Here is a 23017-nt window from a genome sequence, read left to right on the forward strand (position 1 = left end):
AAGCTCCGGGAGTTCAGTCCCTATTGGATCAGCATCGCGTACCATTCACGGCGTTTCAGTGCAGGAATGTTCGAACTCCCTATTCGATCGGACTACTCAAAAATTTCAACGCCCCACACTATGCTATTCAGTACATGGGTGGCGGTCGATAAGTCGATCAATCATCTGTTGCAGGCGCTCGTATGCCGCCTCATCGCCGAAGGTTTTCCTCCATTGGGAAAGATCGACAAAACCATCCGCCCCCAGCGTTTTCGACGCCAGTTCAATGCTTTGGAGAAGCACCGGGGAAAGTATTCCGTCGGTAGTTTTGACACAAAGAAATGGGGCCGATTTGTTCTGTTCGTTCGCTTTAACGAGATGAAGGAGGTCGAACATTTTGCTCTCGGCGAAATATATGCCGCAAAGGATTGCATCAACCCTTTCGGCAAGTATCTCCTGGGCCATAGCCAACGAAGTGCAGATATGCGCCTCATAATGCCCTTGTAGCGCGCGCATTGCGACAGGTGCCGATTCAGGAGTCGCTGCGAGCATGACGCGCTTCTTCAGTATTGATTTCACAATCGCTCTCAGGGCAATGTTCGCTATCGAACAGGAAAGAAATATCGACGAGTGTAAGGACACAAAACGATTGCGTCTAGTCAATATTTTTCCAATCGCGATTAAGTTTCGGAACTGGCTTGTTTCCTATGACAGACCAGCGTTTTACGACATTTTAAGCAAGGCCAATACTCAAGCAGCTTGCCAATCATCGCCCGAGCCGCTCCATTACAGACGCGATTATCGCTCTCGGCTACATGCTTTACCTGAATCTTCGGTTCGGCAAAGACGCCTGAGCTTGGTATTCCCTCAACATGAGTCGACTGTAAAGCCACGCTTTCGTACCTTTTCGAACCTACCGGGCAGCCGCTCTCGCAAAATGTCCGGACACAGTCATTGTTATACTTAATGTTTTTCTTGGGTTTCTCCTATGGCTCACATTCCGGCGCCCTTGCTTGGCCTGGGCAAATTGAGTAGCGAGGCTGGCGACGTGACCGTCGCTACGCGCGAAAACGTCAGTACTGCGGTTCATACGCATCCAACGACAAATTACGTGACAGTGACAGAAGGAGTTTTGTACCTGACGTTACACGGAGTGGAGCAGGTGGTTCGACCCGGTGAGTGGTGCGTTATTCCCGCCCATGCGGAACACGCCGAACGCTTTGTCGAAAAGACATCGGTAGTCGTTTTCTGGATCAAGGACCAGGCCGATCAGTCTGACGGACGTAGCTGAAATTGACTTTCAAGTAGCGCTGACAGCACCGGATGTCGGTTTTATCGCGGCAAGCGGTCGATCATCATTAAGCGTTATCAGAAGCAGTGTGACAAGGATCGGACGGTCGCTCCTTTGGCGTTGAACATTTAAAGGGTTGCTTCGTCTTCCCTTGGTATGCCAGTGAGTAGTTACCGCCCGCGCGGCTTGAATGCACGTATCTGTTCCAACTCAGGAGGATCATGATGGTCAGCAAGAACACAATTTGTCTCTGGTACGACGGCACCGCGCTGGATGCCGCGACGTTCTATGCAGAGACATTCCCGAACAGCGCGGTGAAGGCAGTCCATCATGCTCCTGGCGATTATCCTTCAGGCAAGCAGGGCGATGTCTTGACGGTCGAGTTTACCGTAATGGGCATTCCTTGTCTCGGCCTGAATGCGGGCCCAGCGTTCAAGCACAACGAGGCATTTTCATTCCAGGTTGCGACGGACGACCAGGCAGAAACGGATCGCTTGTGGAACGCAATTGTTGGAAACGACGGCCAGGAAAGCGCATGCGGCTGGTGCAAGGACAAGTGGGGATTGTCGTGGCAGATCACGCCACGCGCCCTGACGGAGGCCATCACCGATCCTGATCGCGCAGCGGCCAAGCGCGCCTTCGATGCCATGATGGGGATGGGAAAGATCGACATAGCTGCGGTCGAAGCGGCTCGCCGCGGCTGAACGGCTATTGGCAGAAATGGTAGCCAGCCGGACCAGGCAAGATTGCCTCTTGCGATCTGGGCCCGGCCGGCAGATGAAGCGCCTTCAAAGTCGAGAAGCCCGGAGGCTGTCCTACGCACGTGTCAATGCGGTTTCGCATATTTTGCGACGCCTGTCACATCAACCAGGACGCATCGCTCATTACCGACGACCCAGGCGTCATGATCGGGCGGCATGTAGAAAAAGTCGTTGGGACCGTATTCAACTTGTGATCCATCATCCATCTGCACCGTCATCCTGCCCTGAAGAATCAACCCGGTATGGGCGGCCTTACAGGAATCGGTCCCCGCAATCGGTTTTACATGCTGACTCCATTTCCAGCCTGGCTCAAATTCTCCCCTGCCAAAAAGGTGGTCCCCCAATTCATAAACCTGCATTTTTCCCTTGCCGTCCACGAACGGCCGGGTTTCATCGGGCTGGTCGGCAGGCTTGCGGACCAAGCTGCGTCTTTCAAGTATGGTGCTCATGATATTCCCTCCTTGCAGGAAACATTGCTCGCCATTGATGGCGAGATGCAGCCGCACAGAAAGCGAAGCCGAAAACAGGAACGGCGCAGTGGACTGTGCGCCTGCCCAACCAGCATAGGCTAGGTCGGTGTGAGATCAAGCGAAGTCGTCATCTGATTGATCCCGCGTCACGCTCATGTGCTATTCCTGGTCACCGAGGAGAGTCGTTGCAGCTAGTTGCCGTTATTCAAAAACGGTTGTTAGTAGTCATGGGCGAGTAATCTTGACGAAGCGAACCCTCTTACCTTGATATTGTCTTATTCCTCATAGCGATATTTTGCCCCGGCAAATATGAGGTGGTTTCATGGATCAGCAGACATCGGGGCGGCATCCTGAAGAGCGCCAGTCGGACGATAAGGCGGGAAATGCCGACAGCGTCAACTCTCTTGCAACGTCTGTGCTGGAAAACAGCCATGACTTGGTTGCGGCAGTGGATTCGGAGTTGCGCTTTGTCGCGCTCAACGCACCTTTTCGGCGCGAATTTGAACTGATTTTCGGCATTCCTGTGCAATCCGGCCGGCGCTTGGGCGATGTTCTGGCGCATCTGACCAATGACCGCGAAAAGGCGGCAACCTTATGCCGGCGCGCTTTGGCCGGCGAATCGTTTCGGGTGATTGAAGATTTTGGCGACGACAAGCTGCTGAGAAAAAGTTACGAACTGGCCTTCACACCTATCTTCGATACCTATCATCAGCCGATCTACGCCGCTCTTGTTATCCGCGACCTGACGATGATGCGGGTGACGGAACGACGTTTCGGTGCATTGCTGGAGGCAGCCCCCGATGCCACGATCATCATGCGGCCAGATGGCACGATTGATCTGGCCAACGCCCATGCCGAGCGCATGTTTGGGTATGCCCGGCACTCGATGTTGGGTCTTCCTGTGGAACGGCTGATTCCAGCACGGTTTCGTGAGAGACATATTGCACAGCGCCATCAATTCGCACTTCATCCGGCAAGCAGGCCGATGGGCAGTGGCCGCACCGATTTACTCGGCGTGCGCGCAGACGGCTTAGAGTTTCCAGTTGAAATCAGTTTAAATCCACTGGATGTGGGTGGCGAAACCATGGTGGTTGCGGCCATCCGCGATATGACGGTTCGCCAACGCGCTGAAGACCAGTTGCGCGCGTTATCGGCGGAACTGGAACGGCGCGTGGCGGAGCGCACCGCCGAGCTTGAGCACGTGCACAAGATTTTCAAAACGACTTTCGAGCAGGCGTCAGTCGGCATTGCGCATGTCGCGCTTGATGGGAGATGGATTCAGGTTAATCAAAAACTATGCGACATCGTTGGCTATTCAATCGATGAAATGGCGTTGCTGACATTTCAGGACATTACTTATCCGGCTGACCTCGATGCGGATCTGAAGTTGATGTCGCAACTCTTGGCTGGAGAAATTCCTACGTATGCCATGGATAAGCGCTATGAGCACAAGAACAGCCAAATCATCTGGATTAACCTCAGCGTTTCTCTCGTAAGAGACAACCAGGGCGCCCCCGAGTATTTCATCTCGATTGTGAAAGACATCAGCGACCGCAAACGCGCCGAGGCAGAGCTGCAAAAAAGTAAGGACGATCTTGAATTGGCTGTTTCAGCCACCGGTGTTGGCATGTTTGACTTTTACCCACAAACCGGCGACGTCAACTGGAGCGCCGAGATGAAGCGGCAGTATGGCCTGCCCCCGGACGCGCATGTGGATTACGATACTTTCCTGTCCACAGTACATCCCGACGATCGCTCGCACGTAGAGGTGGGGTTGGCACAGGCAATGCAGGACCCGTCACATAGCCGATTTCAACTGGAGCACCGCATTCTTCGCTTTGATGACAAACTGGAGCGCTGGATTCAAGCGCGCGGGCAGTTCTTTTTCGACGGCGGCCAACCATGGAGGTGCATCGGAACCGCACTCGATATCACGGAAAAAAAACAGGCCGAAGAGGCGCTACGGGAAAGTGAACGTCAACTCAGATTGATCTTCGATGCGACACCCATTGGAATGGTCAGGCGAACGGTCCGCGGTGAGCTGCGAGAGGCCAATGCCGCATTCCTGCGCTTGATCGGATACAGCCGCGACGATCTTCTTTCCGGGAGACTCCGTGCGGATCAGTTGACACCGTCCGAATTTTTGGCGGCGGACCGAAAAGCGATAGCGCAAGCATTACGACACGGAATATCTGCCGTGTTTGAAAAGGAATACCAGCGCACCAGCGGCGAGCGCGTTCCCGTCTTGGTGGCATTTGCTACCGCCGGCGGCGACAGGGACCTGGTGGGGTTTGTTCTCGACATCAGTGAACGCAAGCACGCGGAAGAACGCATCCGGCAAGCGGCGTTGCATGACCCCTTGACTGGATTGCCGAACCGCGTTTTGCTGTTCGACTACGCAAAGCGCATGTTTGCCCGCGCCAAACGCGCCGGGCAGCACAGCGCTGTCCTGTTTGTCGATCTCGATCGCTTCAAGCCCATCAATGACAATTACGGCCACGAGGTGGGCGATGACGTCCTGCGCGAGGTGGCGCGGCGCATTACCCATTGCACGCGTGCCGACGACATCGCATTCCGGCTAGGCGGTGATGAATTCCTGGTACTGCTGCCGGAAATCGATAACGATGCGAATGCCGGCGAGGTGGCGCGCCACATGGCCAACTGCGTTAACCGTCCTTACCATGTCGATGGCCTTGAACTCTCCGTTTCCCCATCTGTAGGCATCAGCATCTATCCGCGCGACGGCGAAGAAATCGACACTCTCGTGAACAACGCCGATGCTGCGATGTACCAGGCAAAGCAGGCGGGACGCAACAATATCCAGTTCTATTCCCAGGAGTTGGCGGCACAAGCGCAGTGGCAATCCCGCGTTGAAGAGCAAGTCAAAGTGGCGCTGGCCCATGACAGCTTCGAATTGTTCTATCAGCCAGTGATCGACATGCATACGTCTCGTCTGATCGGTGTGGAGGCACTAGTACGCTGGCCCCATGCCGAGATCGGACCGGACCGGTTTGTGCCGATTGCAGAATCGACGGGCCAAATCACCCGGCTTGGGGAATGGGTGGTTGGCGAGGCCTGCCGACAACACAAAAAGTGGCTGGAACATGGGCTGCCGCCTATCTCGATTGCAGTTAACGTGTCGGCCGTACAGCTACGCAATCACGAATTTGCGCAGCAATTTGCCGGCCTGTTGGACAAGTACGCGTTGAAAGCGGAGGCGCTGCAGGTAGAAGTCACCGAAACTGCGCTCATGGAAAATATTGAGCGCACTATCGATGTCTTGGCGCAACTGCAACGGTTGAGCATCAAGGTTGCCCTGGATGATTTCGGCACTGGATATTCCAGCCTGAATTATCTGTCGCGGCTACCGATTAACAAAATCAAGGTGGACAAGTCATTCGTGCAACGGCTTTCCCATGATATGGCCAGTCAGGCAATTACCCAGGCCATCATTGCCTTGGGACGGTCCTTGAAACTGGAAGTGGTAGCCGAGGGCATTGAATCGGAAGCGACCTTGCATTACCTGCGCGAGCACGGATGCACCCACGCTCAGGGATACCATGTGTGCAAACCGGTGAATGCCGATGCATTCGAGGCGTGGTATCAAGGGCACAGGGCAGCGTACATGCATTAGCCTTCACCAAACTTGGAAACAGGCCGGAAAGTGGGTGCGGCATGGACCCACCCACGACATTGTCCACAGCAAAATATCGATCAGCAATTGTGTCGCTGGCTGTTGCTCAGCCTTGGTAGTCCTTGATCAGCCACTGTTCTTCAACGCCATCGACCCGGCCGCGCAATGTCACAAGAGATTTTTTCAGGACTGCTCCCGATCCTTGATTCGAAAGTCTATTCCGACTCGAACTGCATCGCGCGATTGCACTCGAAGTTGAGCGAATAGTTCTTTTTGCAAGAAAGGAGATGACATGAATCGCGATCAAATCAAAGGCGGCTTCAAGGAGGCTGCTGGCAAGATTCAACGGAAATTCGGCAAAATGGTTGGAAGCAATCGCCAGGAATCCAGTGGGATACAGACCGAGGCCGAAGGCAAAATCCAGAAGGCGGCTGGCGATGTCACCGATACAGTGGGCAAGGCGGTAGATAGCGTGAAGAGCATCTTCAAAAAATAGCAGTCACTGAACTAACGGCACAAATACCGGAAGCGGCGAGTTTGCTCGCCGCTTTCATTTGATAGGGGGAGTGCCCAACGCATTGCCGGAAACATACCCACAGGCTGCCCTCAAACTTGAACGTCATACCTTGCTGCTGCAAATGATTGAAGCACGTATGCAACGATCTTCAAGAATGGCCATGCGTAATCAGTCGCATGCTGAAGAGACTGCAAACAGCATCAGCCATGGATTAGGATTTGTCGCAGCACTTGCCGGTACGCCGTTTCTGATCATGCAGGCGGTGAAGCACAACGATGCAGCCGGCGTCGTTGCCATGGCATTATTCTCGGCAAGTATGATCACGCTTTATCTGGCGTCTACGCTCTACCACGCGCTACCCGCCGGGAAGGCAAAGCGGGTGTTTCGAGTGATCGAGCATTCCGCAATTTATCTCTTGATTGCCGGGACTTACACGCCTTTTACGCTTGGCATCCTCCGAGGGGCATGGGGATGGGCGCTGTTCGGCACAGTCTGGATGATTGCAGTCGTCGGGATCGCCCTCAAGGCATTTGGAAAAGCCGCTCATCCAGTGTTATCGACAGGGCTGTATCTGGTGATGGGATGGCTCGTTGTCGTCGCCGCCGTTCCGATGGCAAAAAGCATTGCGCCCACCGGGGCACTTCTCGTCATTGCTGGCGGCTTGTGTTACACGGTTGGCGTAGTGTTTTTTGCGCTCGATTCACGATTGAAATTCGGCCATTTCATCTGGCATCTCTTCGTCCTTGCCGGAACCGCGTGCCATTATTTTGCCGTTCTCTGGTACGCCGTTTAACGGGCAATCCAGAGCAATGAACGTACTTCTTGTCGCGCGCGGTACAGCGCCATCGTGCTGACGTCACGGTGGCTTTTCCCGGGTTGAAGGAGAATTATTTGGCGCGCCTGGATTTGGCTTTGACGGAGGAAGGCGTGTCCGGCAGGGCGGGAAGCCAGTTTGCAAGTTGGGGCATGGGTTGCATCTTGAAGGGGCTCAAGTCCGACGCCAGAATCCCGAATGCCTTCCGGTTCGCATCGGCGATTCGCTCAAGCGCTTGCTGTTGACTGGACATGGCGTTTTCGGTAAGAGCCTTGCCGCAGGATTGCGCGGCATTCGTCCATGCCTTGATTGTCTGCTCCTGAATTATCCTTGCCGAGCTGACGCTCAGGTATTCCATATTTTGACGAATGGCTTCGCCATAGACATTGGCGATTTTTGTCGACAGGGCAAGGAACGGATTTTGGGAGAAAGGATTAGTGGCGGGGGAAGCGTTAGGCACAAGGGTTTCCAGTACGGTAGTGAATGAATGCAGAAGTGCATTGAATTTATATTTTGGTACTACTGTACGACTAGGGAATCTGGAATTGGTTCATAACTATCTGACAATTGCCGATCTTGATTCATGGGGCGTCTTTTTATGCTGGCGTGAAAGGGGGACCCAGGCGAAGGGTTGGAACATTGCCGCCGGTAAGCTTTGAGATTGCCTCCAAATTCATCCGTGGTTTTTGTGCGCCGCATCAAAAATAGGCGCATACTTTTGACAATGCTCATCCGAGCCATCTCATATGGAGAAATTTATCGAGACCATCAAACTTCAGCCGCCCCCGGCGGTTCTTTTCGCGCTTGAACCGCTTCGTGCGATATCCGATTACGTTGCCGGTGTAGTCGGCCCCATCGGGTCTTTGCCACGCGGCGATGGTCATCCCGTGATCGTGTTTCCCGGCCTTGCCGCGAGCGGCGCAGCGACCGCGGACATGCGCGGCCGTCTGCAGCAGTTGGGCTACGAGATTTATGACTGGGAACAGGGTTTCAATAACTGGCCAGACGCCGAGTTTGACCTGCGGCTTGAACGCCTTGGCACGCATCTTCAACGGATACAGGCACGGCATGGCTGCGCTGTGTCCCTGATCGGGTGGAGCCTCGGCGGCATTTATGCCCGCGAGCTTGCAAAGAAATTTCCGGATCTGGTGCGGCAGGTTATTACGCTGGCGACGCCATTCACTGACAAGCCTGACTCGACGCATGCAGGATGGCTTCTTACTTTGATGAACGGAGGCGCCAGCCCAGTGGGTGATGCGTTACTGGAGCGCCTGAGAGCAGATCCGCCGGTACCCTCGACATCGATTTACTCGCAAACCGACGGCGTTGTAGCGTGGCAAGGATGCCTGGGAACAGAATCGCCACGTCACCGCAACATCGAGGTCAACGGCGTCAGCCACATGGGCATGGTCCATCATCCGGAAGTGCTGCGTGTCGTGGCCGACCTTCTTGTGCGCCCGTGTTGACCGACTGTTTTGCGCGCGACATTCATTATGCCGGCCTGGAAATCGCCTTCAAACCGGGTCGACGATTGGCGTAGTTGAATCGGCGAATTACCCATCTAACGCGCTCCATTCTTGTCGGTGATGAACGTGTGGAGGACTGCGCGACGCATTTCTTCCGACGGGGGCGGGCCGCCTGATCCACGCTCAAGCCTTTGAGACAGAAAAAACGGCTTCATCCCCCTGGCATCGAATGCACCGACTGTTGCGCTGCAGCCGAGGCGGTCGGCGCAGCTTTCAGGCAACTCAGCTCTCGAACTTGGGTCAAATCAAGTCAGCTCCTGGAGACGACTGGCGAGAAAAATGGACAAACAATATGTGAGGAGCAATAACCCGAGCTTAGACCATGCTTTTTCCAGAGCGCAGGCGGGAGTGAGAGAGGGATTGCTAACCGCGATATTGGACAGCATGCCGGAACTGATTGCTGCGGTCGATACCGATTGCTGCTTCACGGCGTTTAATGCGGCTTACGCCAGAGAGTTCCGGACGATTTTTGGCGTTGAGTTAAAAGTGGGCTGCGACTTGGCCGCCATGCTGGCCCCACTGCCGGAAGACCAACGGGCAGCCCTAGCTCTGTTTAGAAGAGCCCTACTGGGTGAGACCACCAGCGTGACCGAGACCTTCGGCGATCCGGCGAAGTCCCGTCGGCACTACGAGTTGCGTTTCGCCCCCGTCCGGGATGCCGACGGCCGGGTGATCGGCGCCGCCCAGATCGGCAGGGATATTACAGAGCGCAGAAACGCCGAAGAGCGGCAGCAGTCCAGCGAGGAAAAATATCGAAGCCTGTTCACCAACATGACCGAAGCCTTCGCCCTGGGCGAACCGATCCTCGGCGACCAGGGCAGGCCCGTCGATTATCGCTATCTGGAAGTCAATGAGGCCTTTTACACCCATACGGGCATGTCCAGGGATATCGTCGGGCAGCCCATGCGCGAAAACTTGCCGGATCTGGAACAAGTCTGGATCGATCGTTATTGTTCCGTCGCGCTCACGGGGACGGCGGACCGTATCGAGAGTTACAACGCCGACACGCAGCGTCACTATGACGTCTATATCTTCTGCCCCAACCCAGGCCGGTTTGCCATTCTGTTCCGCGACGTCACCGAGCAAAAGCGCATCCTCGAAGCCCTGCAGGACAGCGAAAAGCGCTACACCGCCCTGTTCAACAACCGGACGAATGCAGTCGCCCACTTGCGGGTCGTTGCAGATGAGAGGGGGGAGCCGGTCGATTACTACTTCGATGCCATCAATGACGCTTGGGAACGTTTGATGGGTCTTCGACGCGACGAAGTCGTCGGTCGCTTGGCGAGCGCGGTTTTTCCCGGGCTGAGAGAGCAGGAATGGGATCCAGTAGAGCATCTGGGCCGGATCGCCCTCGAAGGTGGGGAAGGCACCTTCGATATCCACTTCGGGCCGACCGGACAATGGGTATCGATCTACGCCTACAGTCCCAAGCACGGTGAATGCACGGTGATCTTTACCGACATCACCGACCGCAGAGTAACGGAAGCAGCGCTGCAGCAGAGCGAAAAGCGGCTTGGCCTGGCACTGAAAGCGGCCGGCACGGCCGTCTGGGAAATGGACATCGGCACACAGGAGATTATTCCCGCAGGCGACCTGCTCTTTACCATGCTGGGTTACACGCCCGGCGACATCAAGACATTGCCTGAGTGGCTTTCGCTCATGCATGAGGAAGACTTGCCGGGCGTGCCGGAAATGATTGGTGACGTGATCGAAGGTCAACGGGACAGTTACTGGCGAGAAATGCGTCTGCGCGCCAAGGACGGTCGCTGGCACTGGATGCTGTCGCAGGCAACTGCCGTCGAGCGCGATGCGCAGGGCAAGGCGGTCCGTCTGGTGGGCACGCTGACGGACATCGATGAGCGCAAACTGGCGCAAGAGCGTGTCCGCGAAGCAGCGCTGCACGACCCGCTGACCGGCCTGCCGAACCGGGCGCTCCTTTTCGAGTACGGCAGCCACCTCATCGCCGCAGCACGCCGGAATCACAATCGCGGGGCGCTGCTGTTCATCGATCTCGACCGCTTCAAGCCGATTAATGACCTCTATGGACACGAAATAGGAGACCGCGTCTTGAAGGAGGTCGGTAAGCGACTCCTTGGCTGCACGCGGCAGGAGGACGTGGTGGGACGACTGGGAGGCGACGAATTCGTCATCGTCTTGCCGCACGTCGACTCTGGCCGTTACCCAGCGGCCGTCGTCGCCCAGCACGTCGTCGACAGCCTCAGCCGGCCCTTTCCGATCGATAGCCTCGAGTTGTCGATTTCGCCTTCGATCGGGATCAGCTACTACCCTGAGCACGCCACCGATATCAGCGCGCTGATTCATACCGCGGATCTTGCGATGTACCGGGCGAAGCAGTCCGGGCGCGCGAACTACCAGTTCTACACCCCGGAGCTGGACCGGCAAGCCGACGCGGCCTATGCATTGGAGGCGCGACTCAAGGAAGCGCTGCGGCACGGGGATCTGGAACTTCACTACCAGCCGGTCGTGGACATCAAGAGCGGCAGGTTGATCGGCGCCGAAGCGCTGGCGCGCCTCGCTGGCTACGACGGCCAGGCAATCAGCCCTGCGAGATTCATCCCGGTCGCCGAATCCGCCGGCTTGATTGGAGAACTCGGGGAGTGGGTGGCGGCAGAGGCATGCCGCCAGCACGCGGCGTGGCTGGAAGAGGGATTGCGGGTCGCGATTGCCATCAACGTATCACCGCTGCAGTTCCGGCAGCGGGATTTCGCCCAACGGCTGGGAAAGATCGTGGCCGACAATGGCATCGACCCATACGGCATTCAGGTTGAAGTGACCGAGAGCGCGGTCATGGAGAACGTGGATGAGGCGATCGAGATACTGAACCAGCTCAAGTCCTTTGGCGTAAAGGTCGCGCTGGACGATTTCGGCACTGGTTATTCCAGCCTGAGCAGCCTCTCCAGCCTGCCTTTGGACAAACTCAAGGTCGACCAGTCGTTTGTGCGCCGCGTCGAGCGCGATCCTGCGAGCCGCGCCATCACGAGAGCCATGATCGCGCTCGGCCGCGCATTGAATCTCGAAATCGTTGGGGAAGGCATTGAATCCGAAGACGTCCTGGGATATCTGCGACGCGAGGGCTGCGACCACGCCCAGGGATTCTGGGTCAGTCATCCATTGCCTGCGCTGGAGTTCGCGCAGTGGTATCGGAAAGAGCATGTACTCTGGTAGTAGCTAGCCCTTACGCGCACTGCTGCCCCACAGTTCTCCGCTGCAGCGTCCAGCGTTGGTCAAGCAGTCTACTTGCGCGGTCATCTTCCGTCAGCTGCCGTGGCCCGGACCGATACGATCACGAGAATTTGGGTATCCGGGGCGCTCTCGCACATATTGTTCAAATTCAGGCAGAGGCAATGGGCGGCCAAACAGGTATCCCTGATAGAAGTAACAGCCGGTCGCGGAAAGTGCGTCACGCTGTTCGTGGGTTTCCACTCCCTCTGCAATGACGGAAAGATTCATGCTGTCGGCAAGGGCGACGATCGTTCTGGCAATGGCAGCATCGTTGCCATCAATCAGGATATCCCTGACAAAGCTTCGGTCGATCTTGAGCTGATCCAGCGGCAAACGCTTCAGGTAAGCAAGCGACGAATAACCGGTACCGAAGTCGTCCAGTGAAAAACTGACGCCCTTGGCTTTCAGCGCGCACATCTTGGTAATGACGCCTTCGACATCGTCGACCAAGAGGCTCTCCGTGAGCTCAAGCTTGAGCCGTTGCGGATTGGCGCCGCTTTTTTCAATCACCGACAGCACCTGCTCCACGAAGTCGGGGCGGCGGAATTGTCGCGCACTGACGTTGACGGCGAGCGTGAGATGCGCCGTCGACGCATGGGCGGCCCAGATGGACAGCTGCTCGCACGCCGTCTGCAACACCCAGGTACCAATGTGCTGAATCAGCCCGGTTTCTTCTGCTAACGGGATGAATTCTCCCGGCGCGATCAATCCTCGCGCCGGATGCAGCCAACGCACCAAGGCCTCGGCGCCCGTCACTTCGCCGCTCCTACCGACCTGGACCTGGTAGTAAAGGGCAAATTGGCTTTCTTGCACGGCGAGGCGCAAGTCGCTTTCAAGGGCGGCGCGTTGGGCGATGGCGGCTTGCATCTCCGGATTAAAAAAACGCAGCGTATTGCGCCCAGCCGCCTTTGCCTGATACATCGCCAGATCGGCCTGTTTCAACAAATCCTCGATGCTGCCCTGGTGATCCGAAAATAAAGTAACGCCAATACTCGCCGTGCTCGGATATGCGCCGTCTTGAAGCTGGAAGGCTTGGCTGAACGCTCCCAGGATGTGTTCGCCCACGATTTCGGCCTGCGTGGCCGCTTCCCCTGAGCAGTCGCTCAAGTTCTCCAGCATCACCACGAATTCGTCGCCGCCCAGCCGGGCAACGGTGTCTCCTTGGCGTGCGCCGTGGATCAAACGTTGTGCGACTTGTTGCAGCAGCTGATCGCCGACGTCATGCCCCAGCGTATCATTGAGCATCTTGAAGTTATCCAGATCAATGAAGAGCAGGGCGCCGTTCCGATGCGTGCGTGTGCAAGTGGCCAATGCCTGCTTTAGCCTGTCGAGCAGCAAGCGGCGATTGGGAAGATGTGTGAGCGGGTCATAGAAGGCGAGATTGCGAATGGCGTCTTCTGCCTCCTTGCGCGACGTCATGTCCGTCATCGTGCCAACGAAGTGCGTCAATACATGCGAGGCGTTGTATACAGCGGTAATCGTCAGCCACAAGGGGTATTTCTCGCCATTTTTTCGGCGGTGCCAGATATCGCCTTGCCAGGTGCCGGTTTGGAGAATGCTGTCCTTTACCGCGGTATAGAATGCCGAGTTATCAATAGTCGAGCGCAGCGGCTGCGGTGTTTGGCCAATGGCCTCGGCACTCGAATAACCCGTAATTTCCGAGAACGCCCGGTTGACTCGCAAGATCACTCCCTGTGCGTCGGTAATGAACATCCCCTCCTGTGCTTCGAAGGCGATTGCAGCAATACGCAAGTCGATTTCGGCATGTTTGCGATCGGTGATGTCGGCAATGACCCCGACCAGCCCGGTTATGACGCCACTGATATCGTAGAAGCGTTTCCCGGTTAAGGTTCCCCAGAATGTCGTCTGGTCTGGGCGATAGTAAAGACGTTCCAGTTCGACCGAAGCAGTGTTGCTGCATAATAGGTCAAGCATTCTTTGCCGCGCCATGTCCCGCTCTGCCGGATGCACCAGGGCGACGTATTCATTGCCCACCAACGCGTCGAGCGGCGTCGCAAACATTTCCGCCATACGCCGGTTGGCATGGGTGATGCGCCCGTCCATGTCGACCAGGAAGATCGCCACACTCGATGTATCCAGAATCTGCGTGAGCATTGCTTCCCGCGCAGCAAGCTCCGCATTGGTCCGCGCCAGCGCTGTCGTACGCGCGCCCACCGTGTCTTCCAAATCTCTGTTGATGGCAGCCAATTGTTGTGCAGACTGCGTTTGTCGCAAGCGGTTCAAACCGCTATCGGCCAGCATGCCGGCTAGCGTCGCATAGAGTTGGATCACGGATTCGACGCGCTCCCTGGGCAGGACCGGCACCTTGGAAATAGCGTCTAGATAACGCGCCTCATCAAACCCGAATTGCCGTGCCTGCTTGCGAAAGAAATCGAGATCGGGCGCATCAGTCAGGAATTGGCCAGTAAACACATTTGCCACATGCTGCCCGTCCACGATGATCGGTGCTGCCGTGTCGAGGAGGCCATTCAGGCAGCGATAAATAGCGAATGGCAGCCCTCGCGTCATGCTCTCGGCGAGTGACGTGTCACTTTCATTGCAACGTTGACAAGTGCGGGCATCCACGCGATGAAAATTGACGCAAGCCTCCTGCCATCCAGCATGCGCGATTACAACACCGTCGACGTCAATCACTGCGTTCGCAATGCCAATAACCTGATGAAAGCTCTCCATAAGACTCTGCAGCTTCTCGACATCGACGAGGTGGGCGTATTTGAAACTATCGGGAAGGCTCATGGATGGGGCGGGCGTCAGTGTTGGCAAAAGCGGCATCACATAATCTGATGCCCACGGTAATTTTACCTGCCATGGATTGCATTCGGCTAGGAAACGAAGCGCTCAACGCACTGAGGACGAACGCACGCCAGGTAGCGGGCATTGAGGCATGTTCTGATACAACAAATCCGAAGCGAATCCCGGGTGGCGATCACACTTTTTCGATATCGCTGGAGTGCTTCTTCGACAAGATCGACCAGGAACGCACGGTGGTTTGCCATTCCTGGTCGATTTGCGTCATCGCCATGCAAGGGGCGTCCAACGATGGATCAAGGATGTCCTTTTGTATATCTCAGACGCTCTTCCACCAACTTTTGCCAGTCGGACCCGCCATATCCTCCCACCAGATCATGTCCGATCGCCGTCCACGCCGAAGATGCTGGGTCTAATCCAATCGCCACGATGAAAGGTGCGTCGGCGACGATGAATTGCCGGCCATAGGGTAGCAAGTATCGGCCGCTATGTTTTTGAAGAGTTTCGCAAGCGTCTTCGTAACGAGCGAACCAATGGTTCAGCAGCGCCGAGCATGTTTTGTCGTACCAGAACGTTCCCATGTCGTCGGTCGGTCGAGCCTCGCCTCCCAGCACCTTGCGTGCGTGATCCCATGTATTGAAGCCAGCCTCCACCGACACGACATTGAGGCAAAGCGACAAGGTCCATGCATCGGGGATTGCCCAGCGCCGCTGCTTCGCAATGGCTACCGCCCGACCATGTGCCGCCTGGCCAGGGTCAGTCAATGCCTTGCGCAACAAGCGAGCGCGAATCTTCAGCTCTTCGATTGGCGATGTCATGGCATTTTCCCGAAATTCATAGGTGGATGGCCTTCCATGGCGACTGCGTGATGCCGTGCATCCATCGCCTCAACCGTATCTGGATGGGTAAGCCAGTAGAAGGGCGGCGAATCACGCAAGCCGTCAAGAACGCGCCGTGCAAAACTCGGCGCGGATTCGGCGTGACGCATTGCTTCCAGAAGATAAACCGTGAGCGGATCCGCTGGCGCCCGTACGCCATCCGGCAAAGCATTGTTAAGGATATTGGTTTGCACCAGGCCCGGGCATAACGCATGCAGCGTGACGCCTGAATCTCGTGTTTCGTAATACAGGCTTTCCAGCATGCTTAACAGGGCAGCCTTGGATGCGCGATACAAGGCCGCGCCAGGATAGGTCAGCAAGGCGGCTGCCGACACCGTGACGACAGCCTTGCCGCTGGCCGACACTAAATGCGGCCACCAGCTGCGCAGGCAATGGAGAGCGCCCATCGTGTTGACGTTCCATACGCGCTGCCAATCCTGCCCGCTGGCGCCGAAAACCGATCCGGAGGCGCCGATGCCTGCGTTTGAAAACAAGTAATTCAGCGGCCGATGAGAAAACGTGTCGGCCAATCGCTGCATGGCGTCGGCGTCACTGACGTCGAGTTCAATCGCGGTGATATTCGGACGCGTTTGAAACGGCATGGGGTTCTGGTCGATAGCAATGACTTCGACAGAGCGCGCGACGAGTTCGAGGGTAAGTGCCAAACCAATGCCGGAAGCGGCACCGGTAACGACTGCAAGGGGAGTGGTCATGTGAACCTTCCTATTCGCGTTTTGGCTTCCCGCTAAGCCTTACGAATGGGTCGATCACATCCAGTATGCAGATGAGAGACGAAGGGTGAGAGCCTCTTTTGCGGGAGGGCGTCCCTTAACGCCCGGTGTTGGAGGCGAATTTTATACCACATGCACGGACATCGCAAAAATTCGGCGCGACAGAGGATGCTTTCAGCAACCTGTGGCTTATGGGACGCCTTGATATCGGCATTGGCTCGGAATGCTGCGGATACCGACCGGGCGCTTCGCGGCAAAAGCAGCGCCAACTTAAAACCCGGCCTTTGTACTCATCAAAGCTATCGTCTTTTTCGTCCCCGACCTGAAGGGCAGCTTCGGGATTCAATTCAAGTAAACACGAGCCACGTAAGCCTGATCTACCGTCCAGCAAGTTCAGTTCACGGCAGCCGAAAGCGACGTTTCGGCTGTGATGGGCGAATAGTCCCCGTAGCCGTCGGGCCAGGAAGTCAGGATCTCGAAGCCGCTTTCCGTCACTGCCACCATGTGCTCCCATTGCGCGGACAGGGAGCGGTCCTTCGTCACGACCGTCCAGCCGTCGGCCAACTGCACCGTCCCCGGCTTGCCCGCGTTGAGCATTGGCTCAATGGTGAAGATCATGCCGGGCTCAAGCACCAGGCCAGTGCCCAGTCGGCCATAGTGCAGCACCTGCGGTTCGTCATGATAGACGGTCCCAATGCCGTGGCCGCAGTATTCGCGTACGACGCTGAATCCCTCGCGATGCGCGACGGTCTGGATGGCGTGACCGACATCGCCCAGCGTCGCCCCCGGGCGAACCGCGAGGATACCGGCACGCATTGCTTCATAGGTCGAGCGCACCAGGCGCTTGGCGAGGATTCCCGGTTCGCCGACTAAATACATGCGGCTGGTATCGCCATACCAGCCATCCTTAATAACTGCGACGTCAATGTTAATGATGTCGCTATTCTTCAGGCGCCTGTCAGAGGGAATTCCATGACAAACGACATGGTTGATCGAAGTGAGGACGGTCTTGGGATAGCCGTTGTAGCCCACGTTGGCAGGGATGGCCCTCAGTTCATCGACGATGTAGTCGTGGCAAATCCTGTCGAGTTCACCCGTAGTAATGCCGGGCCTGAGGTGCTCCGCGATCATCCTGAGCACGTCCGCCGCCAGTGCGCCCGCGCGCCGCGCCATTCCGATCTCCGCTTCCGAACGGATGGGAACCTTATTCCTGATCTTCACGCTGCCTCCGGCTCGGCCGAGTCCCGGATGGCTGCCGAAGTGAGCTCCCCAGACTGATGCACCCTAATGAGCAACTGGCAGATCTCGCCATAACTTAACTTGGGATTGAGTTCGGCCAGCATGCCGACTCGAAGCCAGTGTTCGGCTTGCGCATTGATGGAGCGACTGAGTGCAGCGCTGGTGGAGCGCAGGTTTTCGTGCATCTGCTCGGAGATTTTCAGAATTCCCATTTTTATATCAAATATATGATTTGTAGTTGGTTCATATACTACCATGCTGTCGATTCGGCGGGCGAATCTCAGTTTTCAAGAAAACCGAAGCGATTGTGACTTGGTATATCCTTTCCAGGGACGAAGACTCGCCCACGCCACATTTGAACTTTGCCACATGGACTGAGCTCAAAAGAAAGAGCACATGGCCGGATTAGGAAAGTGCCGCAGTGTCGCGATGGGACATAAGCAGTGATTTCACAGAACTATGTTCGTACTGCGCAATCTTGCGCGGTAGACGCGCGCACTGCCGTGCGCGAACTTCATGCTGGTATTCAACAACCCGATGCCGAGCTAGTGATCTTCTTTTGTTCGAGCCTGTATGACCTCGATGCCATTGCCGAAGAAGTGAACCACCTGTTCGCCGGCGTGACCGTGGTTGGCTGCACGACAGCCGGTGAAATCGGGCCGGCCGGCTATCAAAATCACAGCATCACTGGAGCCAGTTTTTCGTCCTGTGTATGTAAGGCGGTGATCGGGCACATCAGCCAACTCCAGCAGTTCGAGATTGTCAGTGGACGTCGCTTCGCACAGTCACTGCTGCAGCAACTGGAAAGCCATGCGCCGGCGGCCGACACTAGCAACAGCTTTGCGTTTCTGTTGATCGACGGCATGTCTCGGCGCGAAGAGGCGGTGGCCCGCTCGTTGCAGGACGGATTGGGACAGATACCGCTGTTCGGTGGTTCCGCCGGAGACGACCTGGAATTGGCGCACGCCTGGGTCTTTCACCAAAACAAGTTTCACTCTGACAGTGCCGCGCTGATTTTGGTCAGCAGCACGCTTCCCTTCAAGATTTTCAAGACCCAGCACTTCGTCAGCGAAGCTGAGCGGCTGGTGGTCACCGAAGCCGACGCCGCCCGCCGCATCGTCAAGGAAATTAACGGTTTGCCGGCAGCCGAGGAGTACGCGCGCGTAGTCGGCACCCAAGTGACTGAGTTAAATCCGAAGCGCTTCGCCGCGTCGCCGGTGGTAGTGGCGATTGACGGCACCGACTATGTGCGTTCGATTCAGAGTGCCAACCCGGACGGCAGCCTGACTTTTTACTGCGCAATCGACGAAGGCCTGGTGCTGCGCGTGGTACGGGGCGTGGATTTGCTGGGCAACCTGGAGCACGCGTTCGATAGTTTGCGTGCGTCCGTCGGCCCGCTGCAAATGGTGATTGCGTGCGACTGCGTGCTGCGCAACCTGGAAATTACGCAAAGCGGCCTGAAAGAGGCGGTAGGAGCCGTACTGCACCGAAATAACGCGATCGGATTCAGTACTTACGGAGAACAGTACCGTGGCGTGCACGTCAACCAGACGCTGACCGGCATCGCTTTCGGCTGCCCGCGCGATGGCTGAACTGCTGGCATCCGCCGCTGCCGCCGAGGAACAGCGGCTGCGCAATGAAATCGTGCGCCTCAACAAAGTGGTGCAGGCGCTGATGAATCGCGCCGAGCGCAGTATGAATGCGCAGGGATCCGATTTCGGCTTGTTCCAAACCGCCATCGTTCTCGAAGACCAGGTGCGCGACCGGACCCGCGAACTGGAGGCGGCGCTGCGCGAAAATGAAAAGATCAACCGCGATCTGCAACGCACCAAAGAGCAGATGGAGCGCGAAATCGAAGAGCGCAAGCGGGCGCATGCCGCACTCGAGCGCGAGCGCGAAGAGCAGAAAGTCCTGATCGTCCGGCTGGAACAGGCGATGAACCAGCTGGTACAAGCCGAGAAACTGGCCGCACTTGGGAGCCTGGTGGCCGGCGTGGCGCACGAACTCAATACGCCGCTGGGCAACTCGCTGACCGTGGCCTCGGCACTGAACGAGGTGATCTGCACTTTCACGGATCGGTTCAATGCTGGCAGCCTGAGCAAGCAGGCTCTGCTCGATTTCATTGCCCAATGCCGCGAAGCCGCGCAACTGATCGAACGAAACTCGCAGCGCGCCGCGGCCCTGATCGGCAATTTCAAGCAAGTGGCAGTCGACCAGACCAGCATGCGCCGCCGCAAATTCGATCTGCGCCAGGCACTGGACGAAGTGCTGTCGACGCTGCAGCCCAACCTCAGGCATACCCGGCATCGCCTGGAAGTCGCGGTCGAGCCGGGCATCGAACTCGAGGGTTATCCCGGCCCGATTGAGCAAATCATCGCCAATCTGCTGACCAATTCGCTGCTGCATGGGCTTGAAGGCATCGACGAGGGCACCATCCGCGTCAGCGCCGAACAGCGCGGCCAGGATCAGATCGCACTGTGCTTTAGCGACAACGGTATCGGCATGAACGAAGCGACTGCGCGCCGTGCATTCGACCCATTTTTCACCACCAAGCTGGGAAAAGGCGGCAGCGGCCTCGGGTTGTACATTGTCTACAACCTGGCGACGGTCGTGTTGGGCGGCACCATCACCCTTGCCAGCAGTCCGGGGCAGGGCGCACGCTTCGAACTGCTGCTGCCGCGGGTAGCGCCGCAGGCGCCGGCCGCCGAGAAGGAAAACCATGCAGCCTGAAGATGAACCGCTCAACTTTCTCGATGCGGAACCCGAGCCCACTGACGCGGCCGGCGCACCGTGGAAATTGCTGATTGTCGATGATGACGCCGAGGTGCACGAGGCGACTCGCTTTGCGTTTCATAATCTACGCATTGCCGGCCGGCCTTTGCAGCTGATCAATGCCCGCTCCGCCGCCGAGGCAGCTGCCATTTTGGAAGCGGAGCCGGAAGTCGCCGTCATCCTGCTCGACGTGGTGATGGAAAGCCCGAACGCCGGCCTGGATCTGGTGCAGCGCATCCGCCATGAATTCGGCCTGACCGACGTGCGCATCATTCTGCGTACCGGCCAGCCCGGCCATGCGCCGGAACTGAAGGTGATCCGCGACTACGACATCAACGACTACAAGACCAAGGCCGAGCTCACTCATACCCGGCTGGTGACGGCATTGATTGCCGCGATCCGCTCCTATGATCAATTGCGCACCATCAGCGACAACCGGCGCGGACTGGAATTGATCGTCACCGCCACGCCGAGCCTGATGCAAGCGCAGGAAATCGGCAGCTTCGCCAACAATGCGCTGCAGCTCTTGATGTCGCTGTTACACCTGCGCGGCGAGGAGGGTGTTTGCGTGCAGGGCAGCATCGCCGGCAACGACAGCAAGCTGGAATTGCCTCATGTCGTTGCCGCCACCGATAAAATCGCCGCCGCCGTGGGCCGCCCGCTGGAACAGCTGGACGATCCGGAACTGGTTTCCACCATTCGGGAATGCCTGGCGCATCAGGCACACTGTTTCACGGCAAGGCATATTGCTTTATACCTGCGCGGCGGCCGCCGTCAGGCAGTCATGCTCGTCCGGAACAATAGACCGCTGACGGCGGTCGAGCGCCAATTGCTGGATATTTTTGCCGTCAACCTCTTGACCTGTTTCGGCAATGTCACGCTGGTCGAACGCCTGAACTACATTGCCTACCACGATCCGCTGACGCGCCTTCCTAACCGCACCTGTTTCATCGAGGAGTTGAACAAGGCCGCTGCCAACGCACCGAAGGGCCACGTGGTTTGCATGATCGACATCGATCGCTTCACCGATATCAACAATGCGCTTGGCCACGCCGTCGCCGACCAGTTGCTGATCGCCATGGGCAAGCGCATTGGTCTGGCCTGTCCTGACTGTCATCTGGCGCGCATAGGCGCGGATACATTCGGCCTGATCGGCCCGGAAGAGCAGCTGTCACCCGATCACCTGCAGGCACTGCTGCAGGAACCGTTCGCCGCCGGCGACCAGCTATTGCCGATCAGTGCAACCATCGGCCTGTGCCGCATTAACGGAGGCGAAAGCGGCCATACGCTATTCAATCGCGCCGACATCGCATTCACCCGGGCCCGCATCAATCCGCACGGCGGACCGCTCTATTTTTCACCCGACATGGAGCAGCACACACACTGGCGTCTCGAGGTGCTACGCCAGCTGCGCCGGGATTTTCACGATGGCCGCCTGGCTGTCTGGTTTCAGCCGCAAGTGTCGCTGGCCGATGACGGCGTGATCGGCCTCGAAGCGCTGGCACGCTGGCCGGATACCAGCGGCTTCACCCAGCCGCCGGGAGTATTCATTCCGCTGGCCGAGGAATCCGGCTTAATCGTCGATATCGGCGCCTGGGTACTCGACCAGAGCTGTGCCGCGTTTTCCCGGCTCGCGGCCTCAGGACATGCGCCGCGCCGCTTCGCAGTCAATGTCAGCATGCCGCAGATGCGGCGGCCCGATTTTCCCGAACGCGTGGTGCGCACGCTCGCCGCACGCGGCGTTCCACCATCCGCGCTCGAACTGGAAATCACCGAAAGCCAGCTGCTGGATGAGCCGCAGGTGGTATTGCGCAATCTGCACGCGCTGAAACAGGAGGGTATCCAGATCACGATCGACGATTTCGGCACCGGCTACTCATCGCTCGGCTATCTGCGGCAGTTGCCGATCGACTGCATCAAGATCGATCGCTCGTTCGTCGTGGAGATCGACCGCGGCCGAGGTGACCTGTTCGCAGAAACCATCATCACGCTGGCCCACAAGCTCGGCGCCGAAACGGTAGCCGAGGGCGTGGAGACTGCGGCGCAGGTGCGCTGCCTGCGCAATCTCGGCTGCGACACGGTGCAGGGCTTTCTGTATGGCAGACCGATGCCCGTCGATGAATTGGCGGGCTGGATTGAACAGCGGACGCGGCACTAATTAAGCATAGAACGATTTTGATAGGCAGGAATAGAGATTGACATTTTTGCGTCGTCAAACCCTAGAGATAATCTACTCCTGTCTGAACGCAGTAATTCGACCAAGGTTTGAGACACATCGTTGATCTAAAGCGAAATAAGCAGCCTGCAGTAATCAGATTGACATCTCCCTCCAGACTCAGAAGTCTCCAGTAATTAGATTGACATTCCGTTTGCGTCCAACCAGATGAGACGAG

At 57.1% G+C, this 23017-nt stretch carries 18 protein-coding genes; 10 read left to right on the forward strand and 8 right to left on the reverse strand.

Features of this window, described 5'->3' with window-relative positions:
* Window positions 1-123 precede the first annotated feature (123 nt).
* Window positions 124-531 carry a hypothetical protein gene (locus TSA66_RS02710; RefSeq protein ID WP_157691575.1) on the reverse strand — a complete coding sequence of 136 codons (408 nt, stop codon included), beginning with the start codon at window positions 529-531 and terminating at the stop codon, window positions 124-126.
* 436 nt (window positions 532-967) lie between these two features.
* Between TSA66_RS02710 and TSA66_RS25975 the strand changes: the two genes are divergently transcribed.
* On the forward strand, window positions 968-1270 hold the full coding sequence (locus tag TSA66_RS25975; RefSeq protein ID WP_084199226.1) for a cupin domain-containing protein: 303 nt from the start codon (window positions 968-970) through the stop codon (window positions 1268-1270).
* 224 nt (window positions 1271-1494) lie between these two features.
* The gene (locus tag TSA66_RS02715; RefSeq protein WP_040042112.1) at window positions 1495-1974 is read left to right on the forward strand and encodes a VOC family protein; all 480 of its coding nucleotides are present in this window, start codon (window positions 1495-1497) and stop codon (window positions 1972-1974) included.
* A 122-nt stretch (window positions 1975-2096) separates the two neighbouring features.
* On the opposite strand, the gene TSA66_RS02720 is transcribed toward TSA66_RS02715, so the two are convergent.
* The gene (locus TSA66_RS02720; protein ID WP_040038890.1) at window positions 2097-2480 is read right to left on the reverse strand and encodes a cupin domain-containing protein; all 384 of its coding nucleotides are present in this window, start codon (window positions 2478-2480) and stop codon (window positions 2097-2099) included.
* A gap of 343 nt (window positions 2481-2823) precedes the next feature.
* Here TSA66_RS02720 and TSA66_RS25305 point away from each other — a divergent pair, with 343 nt between their 5' ends.
* The 3 genes from TSA66_RS25305 (at window position 2824) to trhA (ending at window position 7445) form a co-directional block, all read left to right on the forward strand.
* A complete protein-coding gene (locus TSA66_RS25305; protein ID WP_052452052.1) occupies window positions 2824-6135 on the forward strand; it encodes a PAS domain S-box protein in 3312 nt (1103 codons plus the stop codon).
* Between the two features lie 292 nt (window positions 6136-6427).
* Window positions 6428-6631 (forward strand): CsbD family protein, encoded by a 204-nt coding sequence (locus TSA66_RS02730; RefSeq protein ID WP_040038891.1) that lies wholly within the window; start codon window positions 6428-6430, stop codon window positions 6629-6631.
* Between the two features lie 175 nt (window positions 6632-6806).
* Window positions 6807-7445: a PAQR family membrane homeostasis protein TrhA gene (gene trhA, locus TSA66_RS02735; RefSeq protein ID WP_094298984.1), complete on the forward strand. Its 639-nt coding sequence runs from the start codon at window positions 6807-6809 to the stop codon at window positions 7443-7445.
* Between the two features lie 94 nt (window positions 7446-7539).
* Here trhA and TSA66_RS25310 read toward each other — a convergent pair whose 3' ends face one another.
* Window positions 7540-7926, reverse strand: a complete 387-nt coding sequence (locus TSA66_RS25310) for a hypothetical protein (protein ID WP_157691576.1) — start codon at window positions 7924-7926, stop codon at window positions 7540-7542.
* 286 nt (window positions 7927-8212) lie between these two features.
* Here TSA66_RS25310 and TSA66_RS02745 point away from each other — a divergent pair, with 286 nt between their 5' ends.
* Together TSA66_RS02745 and TSA66_RS02750 are read left to right on the forward strand one after the other, a co-directional pair.
* Complete coding sequence (locus TSA66_RS02745) at window positions 8213-8932, forward strand: esterase/lipase family protein (RefSeq protein WP_232429387.1); 720 nt, start codon at window positions 8213-8215, stop codon at window positions 8930-8932.
* A 339-nt stretch (window positions 8933-9271) separates the two neighbouring features.
* Window positions 9272-12178 (forward strand): sensor domain-containing protein, encoded by a 2907-nt coding sequence (locus tag TSA66_RS02750; RefSeq protein WP_084199228.1) that lies wholly within the window; start codon window positions 9272-9274, stop codon window positions 12176-12178.
* 90 nt (window positions 12179-12268) lie between these two features.
* On the opposite strand, the gene TSA66_RS02755 is transcribed toward TSA66_RS02750, so the two are convergent.
* The 5 genes from TSA66_RS02755 to TSA66_RS02780 all read right to left on the reverse strand — a co-directional run bounded on the left by TSA66_RS02755 (window position 12269) and on the right by TSA66_RS02780 (window position 18064).
* Window positions 12269-14992 carry an EAL domain-containing protein gene (locus TSA66_RS02755; protein ID WP_198358696.1) on the reverse strand — a complete coding sequence of 908 codons (2724 nt, stop codon included), beginning with the start codon at window positions 14990-14992 and terminating at the stop codon, window positions 12269-12271.
* A 308-nt stretch (window positions 14993-15300) separates the two neighbouring features.
* Window positions 15301-15822, reverse strand: coding sequence for a hypothetical protein (locus TSA66_RS02765; protein WP_052452056.1), 522 nt, complete (start codon window positions 15820-15822; stop codon window positions 15301-15303).
* The gene (locus tag TSA66_RS02770; RefSeq protein WP_040038894.1) at window positions 15819-16595 is read right to left on the reverse strand and encodes an SDR family NAD(P)-dependent oxidoreductase; all 777 of its coding nucleotides are present in this window, start codon (window positions 16593-16595) and stop codon (window positions 15819-15821) included. The genes TSA66_RS02765 and TSA66_RS02770 overlap by 4 nt, the downstream gene beginning before the upstream one ends.
* A 411-nt stretch (window positions 16596-17006) precedes the next feature.
* Window positions 17007-17828 (reverse strand): type I methionyl aminopeptidase, encoded by an 822-nt coding sequence (gene map, locus TSA66_RS02775; protein WP_040042119.1) that lies wholly within the window; start codon window positions 17826-17828, stop codon window positions 17007-17009.
* A 2-nt stretch (window positions 17829-17830) separates the two neighbouring features.
* On the reverse strand, window positions 17831-18064 hold the full coding sequence (locus tag TSA66_RS02780; RefSeq protein WP_040042120.1) for a ParD-like family protein: 234 nt from the start codon (window positions 18062-18064) through the stop codon (window positions 17831-17833).
* A 234-nt stretch (window positions 18065-18298) separates the two neighbouring features.
* On the opposite strand from TSA66_RS02780, the gene nosP reads away from it, so the two are divergent.
* The 3 genes from nosP to TSA66_RS02795 are packed head-to-tail and all read left to right on the forward strand — an operon-like array spanning window position 18299 to window position 22782.
* Window positions 18299-19444 carry a nitric oxide-sensing protein NosP gene (gene nosP, locus TSA66_RS02785; protein WP_408639498.1) on the forward strand — a complete coding sequence of 382 codons (1146 nt, stop codon included), beginning with the start codon at window positions 18299-18301 and terminating at the stop codon, window positions 19442-19444.
* The gene (locus TSA66_RS02790; protein WP_040038896.1) at window positions 19437-20582 is read left to right on the forward strand and encodes a sensor histidine kinase; all 1146 of its coding nucleotides are present in this window, start codon (window positions 19437-19439) and stop codon (window positions 20580-20582) included. The genes nosP and TSA66_RS02790 overlap by 8 nt, the downstream gene beginning before the upstream one ends.
* Window positions 20572-22782 carry a putative bifunctional diguanylate cyclase/phosphodiesterase gene (locus TSA66_RS02795; protein ID WP_040038897.1) on the forward strand — a complete coding sequence of 737 codons (2211 nt, stop codon included), beginning with the start codon at window positions 20572-20574 and terminating at the stop codon, window positions 22780-22782. The genes TSA66_RS02790 and TSA66_RS02795 overlap by 11 nt, the downstream gene beginning before the upstream one ends.
* Window positions 22783-23017: the final 235 nt, after the last annotated feature.

Origin of the sequence: Noviherbaspirillum autotrophicum (assembly GCF_000818395.1) — a bacterium.
GTDB lineage: Bacteria > Pseudomonadota > Gammaproteobacteria > Burkholderiales > Burkholderiaceae_D > Noviherbaspirillum > Noviherbaspirillum autotrophicum.